The sequence below is a fragment of the Paenibacillus plantarum genome, assembly GCF_013141695.1.
In the GTDB taxonomy this organism is placed as follows: domain Bacteria; phylum Bacillota; class Bacilli; order Paenibacillales; family NBRC-103111; genus Paenibacillus_E; species Paenibacillus_E plantarum.
The window spans coordinates 17,539-41,062 of the sequence record NZ_WHNY01000039.1; the positions used below are offsets into that span (position 1 = coordinate 17,539).

Below are 23,524 nucleotides of genomic sequence, written 5' to 3' on the forward strand. Positions count from 1 at the left end.
AGCAAATACAAGCAACAAACAAAGGAGATTACACACATGAATAGAATTAACATTCTTACCACAGAGCAGATCCAAAGCTATAACGAGAAAGGCTATCTCGTGCTGCGAAATGTGTTCAGCGAACAAGAGGCTATTGTGCTTCAAGCGGAATGTGACAAGCTCCTCACGCTAGAAGCGTACACAGCACCGAATAATGTTCGAGCAGGGCACAAAGGGTATGCAAACGGTGAAGTGAAAATAGAGCGTCTTGACCCGGTTCATGATATTTCTGCGGTTTTTGCGGATTTGGTGAAGGATGAGCGGATTCTAACACCGCTTCGTGACATTTATTTGGATGAGCCGCAGCTGTTCAAAGATAAACTGATTTTTAAGTTGCCAGGGGCAAACGGCTACAGCATGCATCAGGATGCAGCATGGTGGCAAGGCTTCCCGATCCAGGGGCTGATCAGCGTGATGGTTGCGATTGACGGAGCTACTGTTGTGAATGGTGGGCTGGAGTTGTTCCCAGGGTACCACGAGCGTCTTCGCTCAACGGCAGGGGAGCTGCGGAATATGAACGCGCAGGAAATCGCAGAAATCGACCCTAGTACGGGTGAAATCGTTGAGACGAAGCCGGGTGACGTCATTATTTTCCACTCTTTTACACCGCATCAAAGTGGAACGAATACATCGGATAAAAGCCGCAAGCAGCTGTTCCTAACGTACGCACCAGCGAAGGATGGCGACCTGTATAAGGCGCATTACCAACACTACAAGCGCTATGCTTTGAAGGGCAAGGATTTGAGTCAGTATTATTTCTTGTAGGCGTTGAACTATTTGCACGTAAGCACATATAAGTAGGCCATCCACACGTACGGCGAAGCATGTAGGCAGATACACGTATGGATCGAAGCAAGTACGCCCTTCATTCGTACGGGATACAAATACGCACTTACAAGTGCGCACCCATACGAATGCAGACATATGCCCTCACTCGCGCAATAGATGGAAAAAGTACAGTTAATAATCAAAAATATCGCAGGTTTATCCATTTAAATGGAAAAGATACAGTTAATTCTCATGTTTGAGTGCGATCTCCGAGTTTCTGCCGATATTACATGTAGGTTTTCCAGTTATTTCGCAAAATCAGGTGAATGGTGCTGAATTAGCTACAGGAAATCCAGTTATTTATAAAAATTGTGTAGCGATGGTACCTGCTCAGTAGCCGCAGTATCTAAATAATCAGCACTAGTCATTCACTAGAAATTCCCTTATAATGACAAATAAGTGACGAAGAACGTCCCGTTCCATTCAATCGAGTGGATGCGGGGCGTTTTTCTGTTTATCTAGAGGGGGATGAGAAAATGAATGTTGTAGAAGAGCATGAAACGTTTATTCGGACGCATTTGGACAATCGTAGTGGGGAGCGGCGCGGCAGATTAGAGAGAGGACATGGGCATGGGGAGGCGCTTTTTGCAAAACAAATTTGGTGGATTTTACGTGGTGACTTCGAACATCTTCACCCTGAATATGAGGTGCTCGATTGGCGCGGACGTTCCTACTTTGCGGATTTTGCGTGGTTGCCCGGCTTTGTGAAGCTGCTTATCGAAATAAAAGGCTACACTTCGCACGTTCGTGATCTGGATAGGCAGAAATTTTGCAATGAATTGAATCGCGAAACGTTTCTTCATGCGATGGGGTATCAAGTCATTTCCTTCGCTTATGATGATGTTGAGCAAAGGCCGGAGCTATGCATAGCCCTGCTGCGAATGGTGATGGCGAGATATCAAGCGAGTTCAACACCAGTTCAGCGCGCCCACATGGCAGAAAAAGAAGTCCTTCGTCTCGCCGTTCAGCGTGCAGAGCCGATACGGCCGAAGGATGTGGAGCAGCATTTTGATATTGACCATCGGACTGCGGTCATGATGCTTAAGAAGCTTTGCTCGAAAGGTATGCTCACGCCTGCCTATAGCGGAAAGGGGCAGCGTATCGTTAAGTATGCATTAGCCGGGAGTGGCTTGCTCGCGAACATAGATTAATGGAAAACATACAGTTAATTTATCGAGAAATCATCAATTTATCCAATTAAATGGAAATTATGTAGTTAATTTCAGCGAATACGACTAGTTGTGCTAAAAAGGCAGAGAATAGATGGACATTTTCCATCTATTCTCAATAATCAGGCTAAAGTAGCTGAATTAGCTGTATGAAATCCAGTTACTTCGCAAACTTGTTCAATCTAGCTAGTCACTCACCATCCGCCACGGCCCATCAGAACTCTAAATAATCATCCACACCACCACGCCCACCAGATTTCCCCCTAGTAACGCCCCCTCGCCCCCCTCGCCAAACATGACTCCTCCACGAAAACAAAAACAGCCACCCCAGGTCCCTAACCCCCTGGAGCAGCTGCTCCTATGCACATCACAAACCTAACAAAAACGGTACAACCATATCAGCAATCCGCCGATGGCCAGCCTCATTCGGATGCAGGCCATCCGAAGTGAAGTGAGGGAGCGTCAGCTTGTTTAATCCGCTTTCTGCATACAGATTAAGAACAGGCAACCCATACAGCAAACCAATCTGCTTGATAGCCTCGACATAATCAATGAGGCGATGACCAGCAGCGTTGACATAGAAAATGTCATACTGATCTTTATCCCGCTGCAGCGGCGTCCACAAGCTCAAGCGGCACGTTGGATTTTTCGTCAAAATGTCCTCAATCAAAACGGCATACGCGCCGTGAAACGTAAACACGTCCTTACTCCCTAATTCCCCGATCGGCTTATCTAGTCGATAGTCATTCACACCAGCGAAAATGGTGACGCAATCCAAGGTAGTGTCGATTAACCGACCAACATGAGTCGTCGCACCATAGTCACGATCGCCGCCGGCTGTCATGGGACAGCCGCTTTTGCCATAGTTGATCACACTCGCGAAGCCCAGTGCTTCCTGAACTAGCGGCTGATAGCCGCCAGCTTCGGTAATGCTATCTCCGAGGGTACCCCAGGTTTTTCCCGCCCATTTGTTAAGCAAGGTAGTGAGTCCCCTTTCCATTAATTCTCGTTTTCATAATGAACAGCACCGACAGCAACTTCAAGATCTGCAAACGCCAGTCCTGGATTATCTCCCAGGTAGGCACCTTGCTCGATCAATTTGCGCTGCAATTCTGGGATGGACACATCACGGAAGCCAATATCCTTAACGCTCGCCATCGAAGCAGCAACTCCTGCCGCTTCACCCATAGCGAAGCAGTTCGGCATTACGCGAAGCGAACCTTGCACGGGACGATCCGACGAAACCGAGCGTCCTGCGACGATGAGGTTTGATTTGCCTTGCGGAAGCATACAGCGATAAGGCACGCCGTGGGATTTCCCTTTTGGCAGATGCTTAATCGTCATTGTAGATCCGGCATTCGCCAAATGGATATCAATAAAATAGGAATTACGGGCAATATCGTCCTCGAAAGTACGCATCGAGAGGAAATCATCCACGACAAGGGTGTAGTCACCTTGAATGCGGCGAGTTTCGCGAATACCGATTTGATCGCCAGAATGGACAAGGAAAATGTTCTCAAAGCCAGGCACATACTTCTTCAAGAATCGAATTTGTGTATCAATCAACTGACGGCCTTCGATCGCGGCACGAGTTAAATCCTCTGCTTTTGTTCCGTCGATATTGAATACATGGCCAAAATTAAAGCCAACTACGGAGTTCGAAATCCATGCCATTCCTGATACGCGTTTGCGCCCTTCTGGCAGTTCACCATTTTGCTGGGCTAAGGTCACGAGTTCTTCAAGTTGTGGATGTTGACCTGTCTCAGCGAGAAATTGACTGAAGCGCTCCTTATCTGCACCTGTCACGACATAGCACATCGTACCAGGCTGAAGCTCACCATTATCACCGCCAACTTGAAAAGGGACCCCAGCCAATGCCGCAAGATCCGCATCTCCGGATGCGTCAATGTACAGCTTCGCTTGCACGACGGAACGGCCGGATTTATTGCTAATGACAAGACCGCTGATGCGATCCCCGTCAAGCAGCACTTGATCAGCAACGGTATGAAATAGCACTTGTGCGCCGCTAGCAAGTACTTCGGCATCATAGACGCGTTTGAGCGTTTCTACATCGATCGGAACCCAGTCCAGTAATTGTTCATACCGGTTTAGGAAATCCTCTCCAGCAGCATGCTTCATTTTTTCTAGCAAATCGAGGCCGATACCTCGAATAACAGGCTTCTCTCCATCGGTATACGGGCAAAATGCAGGTACAAGTGCAGCAGTTCCCATGCCGCCTAAATAGCCCCGTTGCTCTATTAGGAGCGTGCTGGCACCATTACGCGCAGCTGCAATTGCAGCTGCAATACCTGTAGCACCACCACCAACAACGACGACATCCGGGGTGTGACTGACAGTTAGCTTTTGAGCAGGTATGGTTACGGTTAAGTTGTTAGTAGATGAGTTAGTCATTCGAATTTTCCTCCTAATGGGTGGACATTAGCCAATCCAAGCTTGGCTAAGCTTTTACGTTTTCTAATGTTGATCGTCTTTGTTTTCATTATAGATCGCTGTAACGAAGGAACTAGTTTAATTTTTGTTTCATCCAAAAAGTAAGCGTGATATAGTGGACATGAAATCAAAAGTGTCTATTATGTAATTTTTCATAAACAAAGTCTTGGAGGTACAATAACCCCATGCCAACCCGCAAAGCAGTCACAATGAAAACAATCGCCATCGAGCTTGGCTTAACGGTACAAACCGTGAATAAAGCGCTGAAGGGCAAGCATGGCATGTCAGAGGCGACCCGCCAACTCATTGTCCAAACCGCCGAGAAGCTCGGCTATTACACAATGGACCAGATCCGCAGTTTGAGACTGGATCATATCGCGCCTTACCCGAATGAGCGCCTGCGTTTTCTGCTTGTTCAGACTGCGGAATCTGTGTCGTATAATCGCCTGCTGCTGCAAGGGTTGCAAGACAGATTCTTCTCCTTCGGGCATCGCATTGAGCTGCTTATGCTGCCGCAGCGCTTAAAGCAAGACAAAATGGCAGTTTGGCTAGAGGAAGCAGGAGTCCTATTTGCGGACGGTATATTCATTGCGCCGAGCATTCTGCCCCAAGACTGGGAAACGGTGTTATTTGATCTTCCCATGCCCCGAATTCTGCTAAGCTTTCCACCATCCGGTGTCAAAATTGACAGCGTGATTTGGGATGTGTACGAAGCGACTTGCCAGGCTGTGGCCTATCTGCGAAGTCAAGGGCACGAACGCATTATGTATGTGGGTGACATCCAAATGCAGCGAGGATCTATTCTGCGTTGGCAGGCGTTTGGCTATGCGATGCAAGCTTCTGGCATCACGATTGTGCCTTCCGAGCATTGCATCGGCCACCGCGACACCAACTTAGAGTGGTATAATGAACTCCTCCACCAAATACAACAACAACAGCCAACTGCCATCATTTGCGGCATCGATCATGAGGTACCTGTGGTTTATGAAACCTGCAAGGCGCTTCAGCTTCGAATCCCAGATGACATCTCCTTAGTCGGCTTCCTCAATGAACAACCCGAAATATTGCCGGAATTTACACGTCCGCTTCTTCCGATCTCACAAACCGGGTATCGTGCTGCGGACCGAATGTTGTGGCGGATTGCCAATCCGACACTGCCTTTTGAACATATTCGCATTCAAGGGGAATTCCATATTGGGCTTACAACAGCCCTCCTATCATCACCTTAAGATCGCACCAGAAATCATAAGATCCTCCTATGTCTCATGGCTTTGTCCAAGTTATAATGAAGAGAACTGCTACTAGGGAGGCCGACACTAGATGTATAAACTTGTCATTGTGGACGATGAACCGACAGTTCGTTTCGGGTTAAGTAATTATTTTGACTGGAAAGCATACGGGATTGAGGTTGTAGGCGAAGCAGATGATGGTGATGTAGCACTTGAGGTGATTGAGCGTGAGAAGCCGGATCTCGTCCTAACCGATGTGCGAATGCCCAATATGGATGGGATTCAGATGTCCAACCAATTAAGTGAACGGTTTCCTCATATCAAAATTGTGTTTGTAAGCGGTCACGATGATGCTGAGTATTTGAAATCCGCGCTGAAGGTTAAAGCGGTTGATTATATGTTTAAGCCTGTCAATTTGGGCGAGTTGGAGATTGTTATTGAACGGTTAGTAAGCGCACTCAATACCGAGCAGCAAGAGCGCAAGCTTATTGAAGATATGCAGGTCAAGCTCATACAGAGCATGCCCCTGCTGCAGGAGAAATTCCTCATGTCGCTGATTCGGGAAGGTGTTATTTACCCATCACGTGTGCAGGATCGTATTGATTTCCTTAATTTGAACTTGCCAATGGAGGGAGCCTATTGGGTTATTGCCATTCGGATCGATGATGCCACTGAGGTTGCGCAGACCCGGTCCGAGAGGGACCAACAGCTGCTTTCCTATTCGGTTCTGAATATTGTGCAGGAGCTGATTGAGCGAGATATTGGCGGTTATGTTTTTGAAAATCAGATTGGCGAATTCGTAGGAATTCTTCGCTTGGCTCAGGAAGAGGACCAGGAAAGCTTGCTGTTCACCCTGGCAGAGGAAGTACGCGAAAGCCTTCATAACTATTTGAAAATCAGTGTTACGATCGGGGTAGGTGAACGGATTTCCAGACTTGCCAGCTTGCCGCAATCCTATTCACAAGCGAAAGAAGCGGCCGACCAACGATGGTTTTTAGGCAAAAACCAGATCATTTCTATGGATAATCTGGAACAATCCGAGGAGAGTGTATATCGATTTGATGCCTCACAGCAAGAGCGTATCGTCTCCTCCTTGAAGTCTGCAGATACGTTGAAAGTGCAAGAGGAGCTAAACGAGATATACAATGCGCTGTCACGTAATCGGACAGATGGTATTGCTTATGGACGTAACATCAGTCTTCAACTGCTGCTTCTAGCCAGCCGAATCTTGTTGGAGTTGCATGTACAGAAGCAAGATCTCGAAAGCAAAGAAAACGAGCTCATGGCCAAAGTGTTTCAGCAAGAAACGTTAGGTGCCCTACATCGTCTTGTTGAAGTGTTTTTGTTGGAAGTATGTGAGCGCATTGGTGAGAAACGAAATGGCAAATCTAAAAATGTGATCGAACGAACGCGGGCGATTATCGATAAACGGTATGCGGAGAATTTGCAAGTAGGCGATATAGCGACGGAAGTATTCCTGTCTACGACGTATTTGTGTTTGCTTTTTAAACAAGAAACTGGGGAAACCATTAACGAATATATGACCAAGGTTCGCGTGGAGCAGGCGAAAGCGCTATTGAAGGATCCCGCTAATAAGTTTTATGAAGTGTGCTATGCGGTGGGGTATTCGGATCCTAGTTATTTTAGCAAAATATTTAAGAAATATACGGGATATACACCGAGCTCCTTCCGCGAGCAAGTCATGTAAAGAGAGTAGGGCCATTCATGCATTTCAAGAACAGAAGCTGGACGTTTATTACAATGATTTTCAAAAGCGTTCTTGCAGCAAGGCTATGGCTGATCGCCTACGTGGTGTTAATTATAATCCCAGCTTCCATTTTTCTATATGCCTATTCCCAGCGATACTCGCACATTCTGGAAGAAGAAGTGACGCGTTCGATGCTTCAAACGTTGAAGCAAGCTGAAATTAATTTGGATCATCAGTTCGATTCCTTGCGGGATACGTCGAATTCTCTTTTTCTGAATCCAAAGTTAATGCAGTATCTAAGTAATTCCACACCTTTGAACGAACAAATCGATGCGTTGAAGGAACTGAGATATTTAATTGATAATGGCCAAACAAATACGAATGTGTTTCGTGTTCGACTATATGTGGATGAGAATAAGCTCTTCTCACATGAGCGAGTAAACTTCTTCCCTATGGATGTACTCAAGACGCGTCCCTGGTATGAAGCTGTCGTGAAAGCGGGTGGTCACCTCGTCTGGACAGGCGTTTATCAAGAGAGCTTTATAGATCGAGATGATACCTATATATACTCGGGTATTCGTCTTCTGCGTGATCCGGATCATTATGAGAACTTATCTGGCTTTTTATCCATTGATGTAGATGCGAAGACGCTTGATAATATAGTATCCAGTATCGTTTTGAATAAAGATCAACGTGTGTTTATGATAGCTCCTGATGGAATGATTATCTACCATAGTGATAAATCTTTACTTGGCCAAAAGCTGGATTCAAATGCCATATTACGGGCCGTTGCGGAAAAAAATGAAGGTGTATCTCCAATTATGGAGGAGGAAAATCAACAATATGTTGTGTATACAACTGTAAATACCACAGGATGGAAGCTAGTCGCAGAAGTTCCCAAGAAGGGGATCAGCTCACGGGCCGCCTCATTAAATCAATTTTCGAGTGTAGCTACTCTAACAGGGGTGACGATACTATTCCTGATTCTTGTTTTCATTTTATTAGCCTTTATCGTTCGCGGGATGAATCGCCGCGTCCAAACGGTTATTTTAGCCATTAAACGTGAAGGCGTAGCTGGTCTGGAAGAAAGGTCGGTCTCATCGGATGGTGATTTTAATCTACTCGAAAAAAGTGTGGACCATCTCATCCATCGCGTGAAAGATTTAATGGAAGAAACCTACAGATCCAAAGTGCAAGAGCGTGAGGCGCAGTTACGTGCTCTGCAAGCGCAGATTAATCCCCATTTCCTCTACAATACCTTGGATACGATTAATTGGATTGCCATTGGACATAAGGCGCACGACATTAGCCAAATGATTGATGGTTTAGCGAAGTATTTCCGACTTAGCTTGAATAAGGGAAAAGATGTCGTAACGGTTACGGATGAGTTAGAACTTGCGAAGGTGTACCTAGAAATTCAACAGACACGTTTTCCCAAAAGCTTCGAGTTCGTCTTCGAGCTGGCAGGGAACGATGAATCGGATGAAGCCCCGAAAGTAGGACTTACATTAGAATCGTGTCTCATTCCTAAGCTCACTTTGCAGCCAATTGTAGAAAATGCACTGCTTCATGGCATACGTAAATCGAAAGGGAAAACAGGTAAAATCACGATTCGCGCCTCTTTAGAAGGGGAAGATCTGCTCCTGTCCGTTTCCGATGATGGCATTGGTATGGATCCTGATTTTGCTCAAACCTTGTTAAGAGAACCTAGACCGGTCATGCGAACTGATGGTTCAGGAAGCTCCTATGGATTATACAATGTGAATGAACGAATTCGTTTGTTCTCGGGCGAAGCCTACGGGTTGAGCATACAATCTCAGCTTGGAGAAGGAACCACGATCACAGCAAGATTTCAATTACAACGGCAAATCATAGAATCAAGCAGCTAGCACCACAGACCTCATAATGCCGACCATCGAAAGGAAGGATATGATTGGTTACGGAGTCCATCCTAAATCAAGATCTGAGACCGCATATTAGATATACGGATTTGTTGCATTTTAAACAGTGGAATACGCATGCAAGAATCATAACCGATTATTTGTTGCTTTATGTGCAAGACGGTTCAGCACATTTAACCATTGATGCGAAAAGATATCTCTTGAAGCCTGGGCAGTTCAGTTTAATCCAGCCTGGCGTCGTTCATCAGTTCGAATCGGAGTCGCCATTGACGGTCATGGCGCTCCACTTTGAGCTGTTTCCATCTGGGGATGGGGAGCGACTACCTATGATTGTGCCTTTGGAGCGTGGCACTCATCCTGAATTAGTCAATTTGCAACCAGACTTAACAACTTTTGCTGATATTGTCGTTCCTGTTGTGTTTAAATCTGCTAGGAATGAGTGGATGGCAGATGTCTTTCTGCAAATTATTGAGCACTGGAACCGTCCACATGCACTGGCTAAGCTTCAAGCGCATGTGTATGCCGCAGAAATTATTCTGGAGTTATTACAAGAGTATACGTCCCAAGACAGCTCTGAACATAAAAACGCCATCTCCTTAAACTGGGTGCCCGCGTACATGCAGTATCGGTTATCTGAACCTCTTTCGGTGGAGGAAATGGCCCGTAAAGCGTTTATGTCCCGTTCCTATTTCTCCATGCTATTCCGAAACCAATTCAATATGGCGCCTCATCAATATTTGCTTAAACTAAGGCTCGATTATGCGAAAGAGCTTTTACGAGGCACCTCTATGCCGCTTCAAAATATCGCTGACAGTTGCGGGTTCTCGAGTGTGCATCATTTTTCAAAAATGTATAAACTTCGGTTCGGATGTCCGCCAAGCCATAGGAGACACGAACAATGAAAAAGACGTTTTGATACATTTATTAAGAGTTTTGACAAAGCCAAACGACTTATTCTCGTCTTATAATGTTGCCATACGCCATACCCATTCAAGCTTAGGATCCAATAATTGAATGAAAGAAGGATGACAATGAGCAACCAACCAACCCAAACTTATAATTTTCAAAGACAGATTGAAACATATGATTCAGCTGATGTCGTTGTTATAGGTGGTGGACCTGCTGGAACAGCGGCTGCCATAAGCGCGGCGAGACTAGGTAAGAAAGTCACTTTGTTGGAAAAATCAGGTCAATTGGGCGGTATGGGTACACTCGGAAATGTCAGTATTTTTATGCCAATTGGTAACGTAACCGGTATTTACCGTGAGATGATTGCGGAAGCGCTGGCCGACCATTTGCCTAAGGATCATGACGTTTCGATCGCACCGCAATATTCGCCATTCGTGTTGAGACAATATTTAAATGAGAAAATGAAGAAGGAAGGCGTACAGGTCATCTATCATGCTGAGTTTATCGGCACGGTGAAGGAAGACAGAAGTGTGAAGGCGATCATCGTATCGACGCGTGAGGGCTTGAAAGCTTTCGAAGGCAAGCAGTTCATCGACTGTACGGGAGATGCAAGAGCCGCACTTGACGCGGGTGTACCTTACACGTCGGGTAGAGATGAAGACGGTATGACCCAACCCATGACGCTGATGTTTATGATGCAAAATACAGGCAAGTTAGTAGAGCAAATTTTGCCTGAAGGCTGCTATCATTATGAAGAAATATCCGATTTACCCCAAGGGCGCAGATTATATTGGGAACGAAACAATGACGGTACACTGCTTGTGAATATGACACGGGTCAAAGGTAATGGGGCTAAAATCGAAGACATCAACTATGCGGAGACCGAGGCATTGAGACAGGTGTTTTCCGTCGTCAATTACTTACAGCGCACAGGGTTTGAAACCTACGTGCTCTCGCATATCGCGAATCAAGTTGGTGTCAGAGAAACCAACCAGATTCAAGGTATTTACACACTAACAGAGCAAGACGTTGTGCGAGGAACACGGTTTGCGGATGTGGTCGCACAAACGAACTACGAGATCGACATCCATAGTCCTGATGGTCAAAAAACGACAGATGAGCGGAAGGTCGATGGTTATGACATCCCTTACCGTTGCATGGTGACAGAGCAGCTGGATAACCTGCTAGTAGCGGGACGATCGATTTCAGCCACGCATGTAGCGATGTCCTCCATGCGGGTTCAGGCTACTTGTTACGCGCTAGGGCAAGCGGCAGGAATCGCAGCCTCCATCGCTACGGACGACGCCTGCGCTGTCCAGGACGTTTCGATTGATAAGCTTCATAGCGCGCTGGGCAGTCAGAATGTTGTCTTTTATAAGCAGGCGTCCTATCAATAAAAATCAAATTGTTAGTTTTCAAGTCCCAGGGCATTTCTCGATCGACGAGGAATGCTCTTTCTTTATGTGAAACACCATAAAATAGTACCAGAAACACAAAGATCACCATCTACAGATGATCATCTATAGTCCTTATAATACAAATATACAACTTGGAGGTGAACACGATATGAGTGTTACAGCAACGGAAGTGAAACAACGTATCGGAACGGAGAAGGTTAGCAAGAACAAGTGGAAGCTGTTTCGAACCAACATAGATCTCTACGTTTTGCTTATTCCTGGACTGCTTTTTCTTCTGCTATTCAAATATACGCCTATGTATGGGATTATCATTGCGTTTATGGATTTTAACATTTTCGATGGGTTTACGGGAAGTAAATGGGTTGGCTTGGCGCAATTCGAGAAATTAATCCATTCGGATGAATTCGTGCAAGTATTTATCAATACACTCTTAATTAGTTTGTACAAGCTTGTGCTGCTCTTCCCAGTTCCGATTATTATCGCGCTACTCCTGAATGAAGTACGTAAGAGCTGGTTCAAGCGCACGATTCAAACCATTATTTTTCTGCCGCATTTCTTGTCTTGGGTTATTATTTCCGGATTGTTCATTACCATACTTTCCCCAAGCGGAGGTTTGGTCAACAATGTGATTCAGTTTTTCGGTGGTACACCGATATCGTTCTTTCTAGATAATCACTATTTCCGAAGTGTGCTGGTGTTTACTGCAGGTTGGAAGGAATCCGGGTGGAACGCAATTATCTTTATTGCGGCGATTGCGGGCATTGAGCAAGAGCAATATGAAGCAGCATCCATTGACGGAGCTGGGCGGATTCGCCAGATGATGCACATTACCCTGCCGGGTATCGTGCCTACGATCATCCTGATTCTTGTCTTGCGTCTCGGATACTTACTCGAAGCTGGTACGGAACAAATTTTGACCATGTATAATTCTGTTGTTTATCAATCTGGTGATGTTATTGGGACTTACGTCTATCGAATAGGTCTAGGACAGCAAGACTATAGCTTTAGTACAGCAGTAGGTTTGTTCAATTCCGTAATTGGATTTCTCTTGATCGTGTTGGGTAATGAGCTCAGCAAAAAAGTGGTCAAGCGAAGCATTTGGTAGGAGGTGCAGCTATGAAAAAGAAAACAATCGGCGATTGGTCCCTAGATATCTGCGTGTATACTGCCCTGTTATTGTCTAGTGCGCTTACGCTAGTGCCAATGCTTAATGTACTATCCAAAGCATTAAGTGATGAATCAGCAGTCATCTCTGGTAAGGTCGGCATTCTGCCTGTAGGCTTTCAACTAGAAACGATGAAATATGTTGTATCTTCAAGTCAGTTTTTACATTCGATCTCGATATCCCTTATTGTCATGGTTGTGGGGACAGTGCTTGCCATTATGTTGACGGCTTTGACAGCTTATCCATTATCTAAGAAGCATCTGCCAGGAATTCCATTTGTTCTGATCTTGTTTATTTTTACGATGTTGTTTAATGGCGGCATCATTCCGAATTACTTATTAATGAAAGAACTCCATCTCATCAATAGTTTGTGGTCCATCATGCTGCCTGCACTGATTAGCGTGTTTAATCTATTGGTGATTAAGAGCTATTATGAATCTTTACCTGAAGCGTTAGAGGAGTCAGCCAAAATGGATGGCGCTCGCAATTTCACAATTCTTTTCCGTATCATTCTTCCGCTCAGTACGCCGGTAATTGCTACAATCGCGCTATTCTATGCGGTGTATTTCTGGAATGACTACTTTCATCCTATGCTGTATATTTCGAAAGCGAGTTTGAAACCATTGCAATTATATTTAAGGGATATTGTCATGGATGCTGACAGCTCGACTGCCCTGAATAGCAGTGTAGACGATATGATGAAGATTTCGCCTGAAGGCATACGATCGGCGACGGTTATTGCTTCTATTATTCCAATGCTGCTCGTTTATCCGTTTCTCCAAAAGCATTTCGTCAAAGGTGTTCTGATTGGTTCAGTGAAAGGCTAAAATGTGCGTTAATGCCTAAGATGATTCATCGCCGGCTTAATGATATGATTACACAATGAACTAGGGAGGTTTTTGTATGTTGACAAAAAACAGAAAGCTGATGCTCGTTTCGCTTACAGCTTGCTTGTCTGCTTCATCGCTTGTTGCTTGTTCCTCAGGCGGGACTAGCTCAAGTAGCACCACTTCACCAACATCAGCATCATCGTCAGCAGTACCAACGGCAGCGGCAGTTAAACCGGAACTAAAGGCTCTGCAAATTTGGCAAAAGGATGATTATAACACGTACCCTGTTGCTACGTATTTGGAAAAAGCTACGGGTTATAAAGTCCAGTATGATATGCTTCCACAGGATAAACCCCAAGATAAACTGAATATCTTGATTGCTTCAGGAGAGCCATACGATGTGGTGACTACAGCAGGAACCACAGATTTTAAAGCGCTTTATTCTGATTATGCGAAAAAAGGGGCATTAGTCGATCTTGGACCACTAATTGATAAATACGGGCCGAATATTAAAGCTGTCATTGATCCTGAAGCTTTAGAGGCTGCCAAGGTAGATGGGAAACTATATGCCATTCCAACGAAAAGTACCCGGACTGTTAATACAGATTTATACATTCGGCAGGATTGGCTGGATAAAGTCGGACTGAAAATGCCGACAACTCTTGATGAACTTGTTACAGTTTTGAAAGCGTTTAAAGAAAAAGATCCAGGTGGGAATGGCGATGCGAATATTCCTTTAACCGTCGGTGGTGATTCATCCTTTATTGCCAATATTGTTGGTGCTTTCGGTATGCCGAATTTCTGGAATGATGTGAATGGTAAATTAACACCTCGTGTGTTGGACCCTGCCTTCAAGGATTATGCAACGTTTCTTGCTGATTTATTTAAACAAGGCTTAATTGATAAAGAATTCGCGGCTAATAAGGCAGCAACGACGAAAGAGAAATTTACAAGCGGTAAAGCCGGCATCCTGATGATGAACTGGTCCGATGTCCCTACGATTGCTGATGCTTTAACGAAGAATATCCCAACTGCAAAAGCAACGTTTATCCCTGCCATGAAAGGTAAAGATGGTAAAGCAGGCCTATCTGCTTCGAAAGGCTTTGACCGTATTTCCTTCATCCCAAAAGCATCCAAGCATCCGGAAGATGCCATCAAATGGATGAATGCGAAGCTAGAGAAAGAAACGTTCAGAACGATGGCGATTGGCGAAGAGAATAAACATTACACGCTCAAAGATGGTGCCTATACACCGATCCAACCGATCTTTACCGATGAGCGCAATCAAGCGAATAACTTCTTAACGGGAACAGACGATACGAACTACCCTATTTACTGGCAAGCACGTGTACGTAAGGATATGCGTCTGTACGATGGCTGGAATTTACTGAATGGATTAGCGCCTGATTCCACCAGAGTAACCGATCTTCTAGGTTACGCGCCATATATGCCAGACTTCTCCAAAAACTTCCTGAATTTAAATACGCAATCTAATGATTACACAACTAAGTTGATTTTTGGTGCTGAATCGTTAACAGGGCTTGATGCTTTCATTGCCAAATTCAAATCATCTGGCGGAGATGCTAGTTACAAAGAAGTCAATGACTGGTATGCAACTGTGAAAAAATAAATAATCATCATGAAATGACAATAAGAGGAGAACTTGCTTGCAACGACTGGCGTAGGTTCTCCTCTTATCTGTGTTTTCATGCAAAGAGAAAGGGGGGGATGCCCCAAAATAAATCTGTTTGTTTTCGTGAAAATGTTAACGCTTTCAACTTTCGGAATGCAAGGAGCTTGTATGACGAACGGAGCTTCGCTCCCTTTTTATCGGTGGGCAGTGAATAATTTTAAGGAGGTATTATAATGTTTGCAATTACAAGAAAATCTGTCAGTTTGTTGGTAGTGCTTGCCATCATAATCATTGGATTTTTACCTCGGACATCTGAAGCAGCTCCGGCCACGATTCAGAATTACCCGATGCCATCCATCTATACCGCATCCAGCATATATTCATTGAAAGCGGATAACCAATCGGTTCCTGTAATCAGCTATAAGGATGACTATGACTATGCTGAATTTTCTTTTTCCGGCACGGTCAGTATCGAAGTTACTGCTAATGTACCGATTACATCTTATTCCATCAGTCCAATGGCCAAAAACATCGAGGGGACGGTCAATGGGAACAAGTTGACGTTTTCGCTTTCTTCCTCAACATATGTGATCGTAAATATCAATGACCAGACGAAGAAGATTGTCATTGCAGCAGATCCCTTGGAGACGAATATTCCCCCGTCCACAGGCGCAGGGATTTATAATGTGACCCAATCGCCATACAACGCGGATAATACAGGGACATCGATGGCATCGAATGCGATTCAGCAGGCTATCGATGCCGCCTATCAAGCTGGCGGCGGCACTGTATTTGTTCCTGCCGGTGTCTATAAAAGCGGCAACCTAACATTAAAAAGCAATGTAACCTTTTACCTAGCCGGAGGCGCTGTCATTGTCGGCACAGGCAGGGGTGAAGACTACGCGATTGATTTTCGGAAGGATTCACGAAATGCGGATGGTACGTATTTTATTCGTACTGCCGTAGACTCCAGCAATATTACCATACGAGGAAGGGGAACCATTGATGGAAAAGGCATAGCGATGCGAGAGCGAAAAATGCCAGCACCGAATAAAAATGAAGGATTCTTGAATAATTTGCTAGTCCCGCTCGCAACTACTAATTTTAATTTTGATGGTTTAATATTGCGGGATGCCGGATTCTGGACGTTCATGGTCGTTCGTTCTGACAATGTTACCATAAAAAATCTCAAGGGATTCCAAGATTTATACAAAATCGAGAATGATATTATTGATATCAACGAGAGTCAGAATGTGCTTGTTAAACATTCGATTGCCATATCAGATGATGACACTTATTCTACGAAAACTTGGTTGCAGACGGGAATGTCTAGCGGATGGCCTGGAGCGCTTGAACATTTGGAAAATGTAGTCTTTGATGACGCTTTTGCATGGACAAGATGCGCAGCTTTCAAAATTGGCCAAGGGGTAGCCCAGGCGCAGATCGGAGTGACCGTCCGAAATTCGTATGTGTATCAAAGCGCAAGGGCATTGCTGATTGATCATGGTTACACACTTAATACGCTTCCGGAGGAAGGTTACGCTCAAAATATTACGTTTGAAAATATCGATATCGAACGAGTCGGTATCAATCAATTCGGGAATCATTGGCTTACTGTTTCTACTAGTACTTCCGGCAATGTAAACAATGTTGTAGTAAAGAACATTAATCTTCGCGAGGTGGGATCTGAGCAATCCAGACTTTCCGGGAATGTCACCAAAGGCGGAATGGTTAACGGTGTCATGTTCTCAGATGTTTATGTTAAAGGCAAGCTTGCAACAAACCTGACCGACTTGAAAGTTAGCGTATTTAATGAAAATGTAAGTGGCGTCATCTTTGCCAATACCAAGCCGTTATTTAGCGATAATTTCGAAGACGGAGATACGACGGGATGGACATCCGTTTCAGGTAACTGGACCGTACCGACAGTCGACACGAATAAAATGCTGTCCAGCGGCAGTCAGACAACAACATCCCTTATTGTCGCCAATCCCGGCGGCTCATGGACGGATTACGCCTATGAAGCCAAAGTGGAAATGGGCATTACCAATGCCAATGCAGGCATTGTCTTCAGGGTTCAGGACGCCAATAATTATTATATGTATCGAATCAATTCATCCAATCAGAAGTTGGAATTGTATAAATCCGTCAATGGACAAATGACGCTTGTAACAAGCACCCCTTTCGCAGCCATTGAGAAACAGTCGTATACCGTTAAGGCGGTTATAGAGGGGAATAAGATTTCCTGCTTTGTGGATGGAGAATTAAAAATGGGATGGACCAATCCTGTAACGGAATTGACCACAGGTGGGATCGGATTCCGCACCACCTCGATGGGCGTCCATTTTGACGATGCCATGGTTTACCCTATCGTCCGATTAAACGATGATTTTGAAGATGGAAATATGACAGGATGGACGACTGCTGGCGGTTCTTGGAGTGTGACAACAGACGGTACGAAAGTTTTGACCCAGAATAATTCAGCCACTGCACTTATAACTGCCGGCGATTCATGGACGGACTATACGTTTGAGGGGAAAGTGAAAATGCCCATCACTAATGCCAATGCAGGCATTGTCTTCAGGGTACAGAATGCAGATAATTACTATATGTATCGAGTCAATGAATCGAATCAAAAGCTCGAGCTATACAAAGCCGTGAATGGACAACTGACCTTGGTATCTAGCACTTCTTTCGCAGCTCAGGCGAACCAGTGGTATACGATTAAGGCTTCCATTCAAGGCAACACTATAAAAGGTTATGTGGATGGCGTATTAAAGACGGAATGGACCAATCCTATAACGGAATTAACAACAGGGAAAATTGGATTCAGAACCACCACGGTGAATGTTTCTTTTGAAGACGCACTGGTTCTTTCTTCTAACTAGTGTAGGTCGGCAATCTAAAAGGAGCTGTCCCTCAAAGCCATGAAACGGCTACGAGGGACGGCTCCTTGTACTGCCTTGTAGGTAACTATATAATTCGGAGGAGAATCGCTATTTCCAGGAGGAACTTTACTTATGACGAAGTCATATCAACAACGATCCTGCGTCATTTATGCTAATTATTTCACGCACATGAAGCCCCACTTCGTGAATTATAAAGACGGGCTGACCTTCTATCTGATTCGGCTTCAGGCAGAAGGAACCTGTCGTGCACTGGTGGATGGGAAGTACGAGACCATCATCCCCGGCGACCTGCTCATTTATCCTCCCGATCAGCCATACGAACTAAACGTACAGCCCCGAAGCGTTCAGGAATCGGGTGCAGTTCAACCCGTCGGAGACTACTTCTTGGCCGGCAACGGGGAATGGCTTGACGAGTGGTGGAAAAACAAAGGCTTACCAACCAAAACGAACATCGGCTTTGACGATACGGTCATTACCTTATGGAAGCATATTATCAGCGAGAAGAAGAAAGTGATGCAGAACCATGACGAGATTATGGACTATCTTCTTAGAACACTTTGTTTGACACTAGAGCAAGTGATTCAAATCAAGCAGCGCACCAAAGGAACCGATACTGCGTACAAGATCAAGCAATTCATAGAGAATCATGCTCATGAACCTCTCAGCTTGGAACAAATATCAGCCTCTGTCGGTTTGAGCGTATCTCGCTGCTCGTATTTGTTCAAAGCCGCTTTTGACCAATCACTGTTCGCCTACTGTATTGACGTTAGGCTAAAGCTCGCACAGCAGCAAGTGCTGTATAGCAATCTTGCGCTGGAGCAGGTTTCCGAAAAGAGCGGCTTCCAGAGCTATCCTCATTTCTGCCGAGTGTTCCGCGAACGATTTGGTCATCCACCGGGAGAATACCGGCGCACATTCGGTTTCCAGTTCAATCATGAGTGATGCAGGCATTAGGCGTTTGCGTATAAGACCTGATTTTCTTGAACGAGTATGGCATGAAGTTGCTCATACTGTACATTTTGAACGATGCCGTCCGCATCCAGCGCTAGTGCGGCTGCGGCAGCAGCCGATTGTCCCAGGATCATAAATACAGGCTCCATTCGGATAGAACCGTAGGCTGCATGGGTAGCAGAAACACATACGGGTACGATTAGATTCGTGCATTCTACTCGTTTCGGCACAATTGCCCGATAGCTTATCGGATAAGGCGCTTTTAATTTTACATAAAAACCGCCCTCTGTGCTTACATGCCCGTCTTCGTTTACATAATATTGGGTGTGGTGCGAGTCCATGGCAAAGGATCCCATTCCAACGGAATCCTCTACTTGGTTTTCCAATCGGACTACATGCTCGGTCACTACATAGTCACTAATCATTCTGCGGGATTCTCTGACGTACAATTGTGGAGTCCAGTGACCAGTCTCGACAAATTCATCGAGCGGCAAGCCCCACGGCTTGTAGACCGCCCGAATTTCCTCCGGCACTCGCGGATGATTTTGAATGGTCCACACATAGCCTTGCTGATAGAGGCGATGAGCATGCCACATAGCTTCCCGCTCAAGATAATTCGCCTCTGCATAACTATGGTTCATTCCGTTATAATCCGTAGAAATACCACTGTTGTTATTGGAATCTGTCTTATCCGAAGTTACCAAATTCAATTTAAAAAATTTCGAACTTTGCCCTTGCTCGATGGCCCGAAACAAAATCTCATAATCGGCTTCGTTATATCCCTCAGGCTGTTCGATCTCCAAGCGGTTATCCGGATTGTTCGTCAAACACATACGAAAATTATAGGCTTGAAGCTTGGTGTCCCCATCGCCAATATTTCCGCCGGGGTGAGGATTGACACGCAAAAGCAAGCCACTCGAGGGCACCCCTTTAATTACATATGGATCGATCCCGCCAGGAAGTTCATTAAGTTCATCCCCGGGATGAATGCCGTTTAATGTCTCCCCGTATTGTGAATTGGACTCCCTGCCGACAAAATAGGATACGCTGGATTTACCCATCAAATCCCCTTCATAAGTAGCATCAATAAACACTTTACCTTGATAAAGATTACCGGATTCCATGCAAATGGAGATAATTTGTGAACCTTTCTTTGTGACCCCGTCTTTTAGCTGTAGCCTTTCCCCGTATATGACTTCGATGTTATGTTCCGCCACCAAATCTTGCAAAACTTCGAGCGCTACTTTAGGTTCAAAAAGCCAACAAGCTCCATCTTGCGAATATTTCTGGGCTACCCGTTTGTAAACCTCCAAGGACAAGCCCCCGATAGCTTCCTTCATCCCGAAGTCCGTATCTCCCAGGCCTCCTGTGGTCAAGCCACCAATCCGCTGACTTGGCTCGATTACGACCGCACTTTTGCCCATTCTTTTTGCTTGAACAGCCGCAACAATGCCCGCAGCCGTCCCTCCATAAATTACAATATCATACTGTTTCTCCTGGTTCACTGTACTCCGCCTCCATCACTATATAGCTTACAAACACTATTATAATCCGCGTACTAGTTTGACGAGAATGATGGATCTTCCTCTTATACTTGATGAATCTTACTGTTTTAATAAAATGCTGCTCTTAAATAAAATGGGTAAATTGTTCGGCAGATTCTGACTATTTGTGCTTTTGTGAGAGATATCCTCGTTTTAATTCGGGAATTTCGGACTAACACAGATTCCGATGTTCGATCGCCTCAATAAGACTTCAAAAGGGTCTTATTTCGTTGCCCTTCCTCAACCTCATGCTCAAACGCGCCATTAACTCCCAATCCGCTATATTTGTGATATAGTAGAACTAATATTTTATGAAAACGCTTTATCAATCTCCCAATCTGTCTTCATTCATCCCACATTGCAAGGAGCTGTTCTATCTTACATGTTCAATATCCGAGCTAGAATGAGCACCATCTACTCACGAATCCTCTTGTTCAACATCTTGCTCGTGATCATTCTTTCATTAGTCCCACAGCTCATTTATATCCATTATTTCTCTACTGCCTATAATCAAGAAATCAATAGACAGAGTACGCAAGATGTCAATAAGCTGAAATATGCCGTAGACGAAACGATCCTAGATCGCGTCATCCGTTTGGTGAATATATACTTCTCGGATATTCCAAGCAATGAAGTACTTGCTTATCCGCTCACGCACGATATTAGCGGCAACGGATACAAGATCGCCGAGGTTAGTAACTTTTTGACGGATATCCCTTACAAGCTGAACTTCTTGCAATCCGTTGAAGTGTGGTATACGGCGGGGAATATCTACATTAATGATAAATATAATTCGTACTTGGATTCCGCAGGCTCTGTCAAAAGTGTGGATGAGGCATGGATTAATGTCCTGCGCACCATGAATACCCCGAATCGGTGGCTGCCACCACGGGTAACCGCGCCATCGAATACGTCGGTCATCACCTACATATCGAATATTCCGCTGATCGATAGCCTTGCGAATCGGCAAGCTGTCGTCGCCATCAACATCAAAGAAAGTGCGATTCATAATCTCATTCAATCTTCTCCGACAGATGGCGAAGTTTTATTTGTTGTAGATGAGACAGGAAAAGTACTCGTCCACAGTGATAACCAACTCGTCGGTCAGAATTGGAATCAAAAAGATTACATGGCTACGTTGCTGCAGCAATCAGACACAGGAACCTTCGAAGCATCGGTTGACGGAGTTCAAAGTGTGGTTTCCTTCTCTAAGTCCAAATATAACAACTGGAAATACGTTTCTGTCATCTCGATCGATACGCTGTATCAAAAATCGCAGCAGCTCAAGCGCTATTTGCTGATCACTACAATCATTCTGCTCACGGTAAGCTTGCTCTTTTCCATTTATATGACCCATTGGGCCAATAAACCGCTGCGCAGCATTATTCAAACCATTCGCAATCTGGGAAGCTCCGATGGTCATGAGAAGCAAGCGAAGAACGAGTATACGATGCTCCATCAGGTGATCGATCGGGTATCCCATACCATCACCGATTTGAATCATCAAATGGAGACGAATAAGCCAATCATTCGCGATAAGTTCATTATGCGCTTGCTACAAGGTGATCTTGATCAGACGGATCCGCAAGTAGCTAATATGGAGGCTACGCTGGAACTTCATTTTGATCGGGAGAAAACGGCTTGTATGGCTCTCAAGGTTTTTGGCGCAGAAGGCATTGGCCTGAAGAATGAGATGATGATTCAGTACAGTATGCTGCAACATGTGGAAGAACTCGGTAACTATTGGCTATGTTCGACCATGGACAACGTAGGACATATCATTGTGATCTTCAATTATTCGCACACATTGGATAAAGGGAAGATTCATAGCAGCATCAGCCAGCAGATGAAAGGGAAATTCGTGCTTGGCTTCGGAAGCGAATATGACCACTCTTACGCCAACATCGCACAATCTTACACCGAAGCTTGCGAGTGCTTAAACTACGCCTTCATTATGCCAACGGAATCCTGTATTTCATATGAAGATCTTGCTATCGCGCAACGTAAAGAGCATGGAAGCGGATTACAGATTATCGAACAGCTTTCTGTTGCCTTGCGTAATCGGAATCAGGAGATGGTATCCTCGATTTTAGATATATTACGCAAAGCGCTCGTGTCAGGCAGGTACCACATTGATTATTGCCGGAACACTGTGTTTGATGCGATCTCGATCATTCGTACAACCGCGATTTCCATGGATATCGATCTAGAGCGATTCCTTGGTTATGACATAAGGGATTATGGCCGGAAAATGGATAATGTTGCCGATTTAACCGATTGGCTCACAGGGGTCGCGGTGCAAATCATGGAATACCACACCACCGATGTGACTGACGATGACCCAGGTACCGCGCTGGAACGCCAGATTCTTGCTTATATTGAACAAAACATCTACAACGAAATATCCCTGTCTTCCCTGAGTGAGGGCATTCATATGAACTCCAGCTATGTGAGTCGGATTTACAAATCGGTCATGGGATCGAATTTCTCCGAGCATTTGGCTGGGATCAAAATGAAACACGCCGAAAGTCTCCTCCGAGAGACAGACTTATCGATTAAAGAGATTGCAGCGAAGCTCGGCTATACGAGTCCTCGTTATTTTGCGAATGTGTTCAAAGAGAACTTCGGATGCACCCCTAAGAGCTATCGAGATAGCCTCGATAGCTAATCTCCCTACGAGAGCTGCGATGCACATATGCATGGCAGCTTTTTCTCACTCACCCCCAGAGCAAAAAAACAACACAGGTAAAAATAACTGTCATGCAACCGCCTAAATGGAGCATTTTCCCACGATTCTCAACAAAACGTAAAAAAAACAGCACTTCCGTAAAGTTATTGGG

The 23,524-nt window shown here is 44.9% G+C and carries 16 protein-coding genes; 13 read left to right on the forward strand and 3 right to left on the reverse strand.

What is annotated here, in order from left to right; translation table 11 throughout:
• Positions 1 to 36 precede the first annotated feature (36 nt).
• On the forward strand, positions 37 to 804 hold the full coding sequence (locus GC096_RS12060; RefSeq protein ID WP_171630473.1) for a phytanoyl-CoA dioxygenase family protein: 768 nt from the start codon (positions 37 to 39) through the stop codon (positions 802 to 804).
• 539 nt (positions 805 to 1,343) lie between these two features.
• Positions 1,344 to 2,018 (forward strand): PDDEXK family nuclease, encoded by a 675-nt coding sequence (locus GC096_RS12065; protein ID WP_171630474.1) that lies wholly within the window; start codon positions 1,344 to 1,346, stop codon positions 2,016 to 2,018.
• 385 nt (positions 2,019 to 2,403) lie between these two features.
• Here GC096_RS12065 and GC096_RS12070 read toward each other — a convergent pair whose 3' ends face one another.
• Positions 2,404 to 3,015 (reverse strand): SGNH/GDSL hydrolase family protein, encoded by a 612-nt coding sequence (locus GC096_RS12070; protein WP_171630475.1) that lies wholly within the window; start codon positions 3,013 to 3,015, stop codon positions 2,404 to 2,406.
• A gap of 20 nt (positions 3,016 to 3,035) precedes the next feature.
• Positions 3,036 to 4,448 (reverse strand): FAD-dependent oxidoreductase, encoded by a 1,413-nt coding sequence (locus GC096_RS12075; RefSeq protein ID WP_171630476.1) that lies wholly within the window; start codon positions 4,446 to 4,448, stop codon positions 3,036 to 3,038.
• Positions 4,449 to 4,672: 224 nt separating this feature from the next.
• On the opposite strand from GC096_RS12075, the gene GC096_RS12080 reads away from it, so the two are divergent.
• From GC096_RS12080 to GC096_RS12125, 10 genes are all read left to right on the forward strand, one after another.
• The gene (locus tag GC096_RS12080; RefSeq protein WP_171630477.1) at positions 4,673 to 5,716 is read left to right on the forward strand and encodes a LacI family DNA-binding transcriptional regulator; all 1,044 of its coding nucleotides are present in this window, start codon (positions 4,673 to 4,675) and stop codon (positions 5,714 to 5,716) included.
• 91 nt (positions 5,717 to 5,807) lie between these two features.
• Positions 5,808 to 7,424, forward strand: coding sequence for a response regulator (locus GC096_RS12085; RefSeq protein ID WP_171630478.1), 1,617 nt, complete (start codon positions 5,808 to 5,810; stop codon positions 7,422 to 7,424).
• Positions 7,425 to 7,441: 17 nt separating this feature from the next.
• Positions 7,442 to 9,313: a sensor histidine kinase gene (locus tag GC096_RS12090; protein WP_171630479.1), complete on the forward strand. Its 1,872-nt coding sequence runs from the start codon at positions 7,442 to 7,444 to the stop codon at positions 9,311 to 9,313.
• A gap of 44 nt (positions 9,314 to 9,357) precedes the next feature.
• Complete coding sequence (locus GC096_RS12095; protein ID WP_171630480.1) at positions 9,358 to 10,227, forward strand: AraC family transcriptional regulator; 870 nt, start codon at positions 9,358 to 9,360, stop codon at positions 10,225 to 10,227.
• Positions 10,228 to 10,356: 129 nt separating this feature from the next.
• Complete coding sequence (locus GC096_RS12100) at positions 10,357 to 11,631, forward strand: FAD-dependent oxidoreductase (RefSeq protein WP_246302722.1); 1,275 nt, start codon at positions 10,357 to 10,359, stop codon at positions 11,629 to 11,631.
• A 169-nt stretch (positions 11,632 to 11,800) separates the two neighbouring features.
• Positions 11,801 to 12,757, forward strand: a complete 957-nt coding sequence (locus GC096_RS12105; protein WP_171630481.1) for an ABC transporter permease — start codon at positions 11,801 to 11,803, stop codon at positions 12,755 to 12,757.
• A gap of 11 nt (positions 12,758 to 12,768) precedes the next feature.
• Positions 12,769 to 13,644: a carbohydrate ABC transporter permease gene (locus tag GC096_RS12110; protein WP_171630482.1), complete on the forward strand. Its 876-nt coding sequence runs from the start codon at positions 12,769 to 12,771 to the stop codon at positions 13,642 to 13,644.
• A 76-nt stretch (positions 13,645 to 13,720) separates the two neighbouring features.
• On the forward strand, positions 13,721 to 15,277 hold the full coding sequence (locus GC096_RS12115) for an extracellular solute-binding protein (RefSeq protein ID WP_246302723.1): 1,557 nt from the start codon (positions 13,721 to 13,723) through the stop codon (positions 15,275 to 15,277).
• A gap of 236 nt (positions 15,278 to 15,513) precedes the next feature.
• The gene (locus GC096_RS12120) at positions 15,514 to 18,168 is read left to right on the forward strand and encodes a 3-keto-alpha-glucoside-1,2-lyase-like domain-containing protein (RefSeq protein WP_171630483.1); all 2,655 of its coding nucleotides are present in this window, start codon (positions 15,514 to 15,516) and stop codon (positions 18,166 to 18,168) included.
• A 132-nt stretch (positions 18,169 to 18,300) separates the two neighbouring features.
• On the forward strand, positions 18,301 to 19,131 hold the full coding sequence (locus tag GC096_RS12125) for an AraC family transcriptional regulator (protein WP_171630484.1): 831 nt from the start codon (positions 18,301 to 18,303) through the stop codon (positions 19,129 to 19,131).
• An 8-nt stretch (positions 19,132 to 19,139) separates the two neighbouring features.
• Here GC096_RS12125 and GC096_RS12130 read toward each other — a convergent pair whose 3' ends face one another.
• Positions 19,140 to 20,645 carry an FAD-dependent oxidoreductase gene (locus GC096_RS12130; RefSeq protein WP_171630485.1) on the reverse strand — a complete coding sequence of 502 codons (1,506 nt, stop codon included), beginning with the start codon at positions 20,643 to 20,645 and terminating at the stop codon, positions 19,140 to 19,142.
• 421 nt (positions 20,646 to 21,066) lie between these two features.
• Here GC096_RS12130 and GC096_RS12135 point away from each other — a divergent pair, with 421 nt between their 5' ends.
• Positions 21,067 to 23,352, forward strand: coding sequence for a helix-turn-helix domain-containing protein (locus tag GC096_RS12135; RefSeq protein WP_171630486.1), 2,286 nt, complete (start codon positions 21,067 to 21,069; stop codon positions 23,350 to 23,352).
• Positions 23,353 to 23,524: the final 172 nt, after the last annotated feature.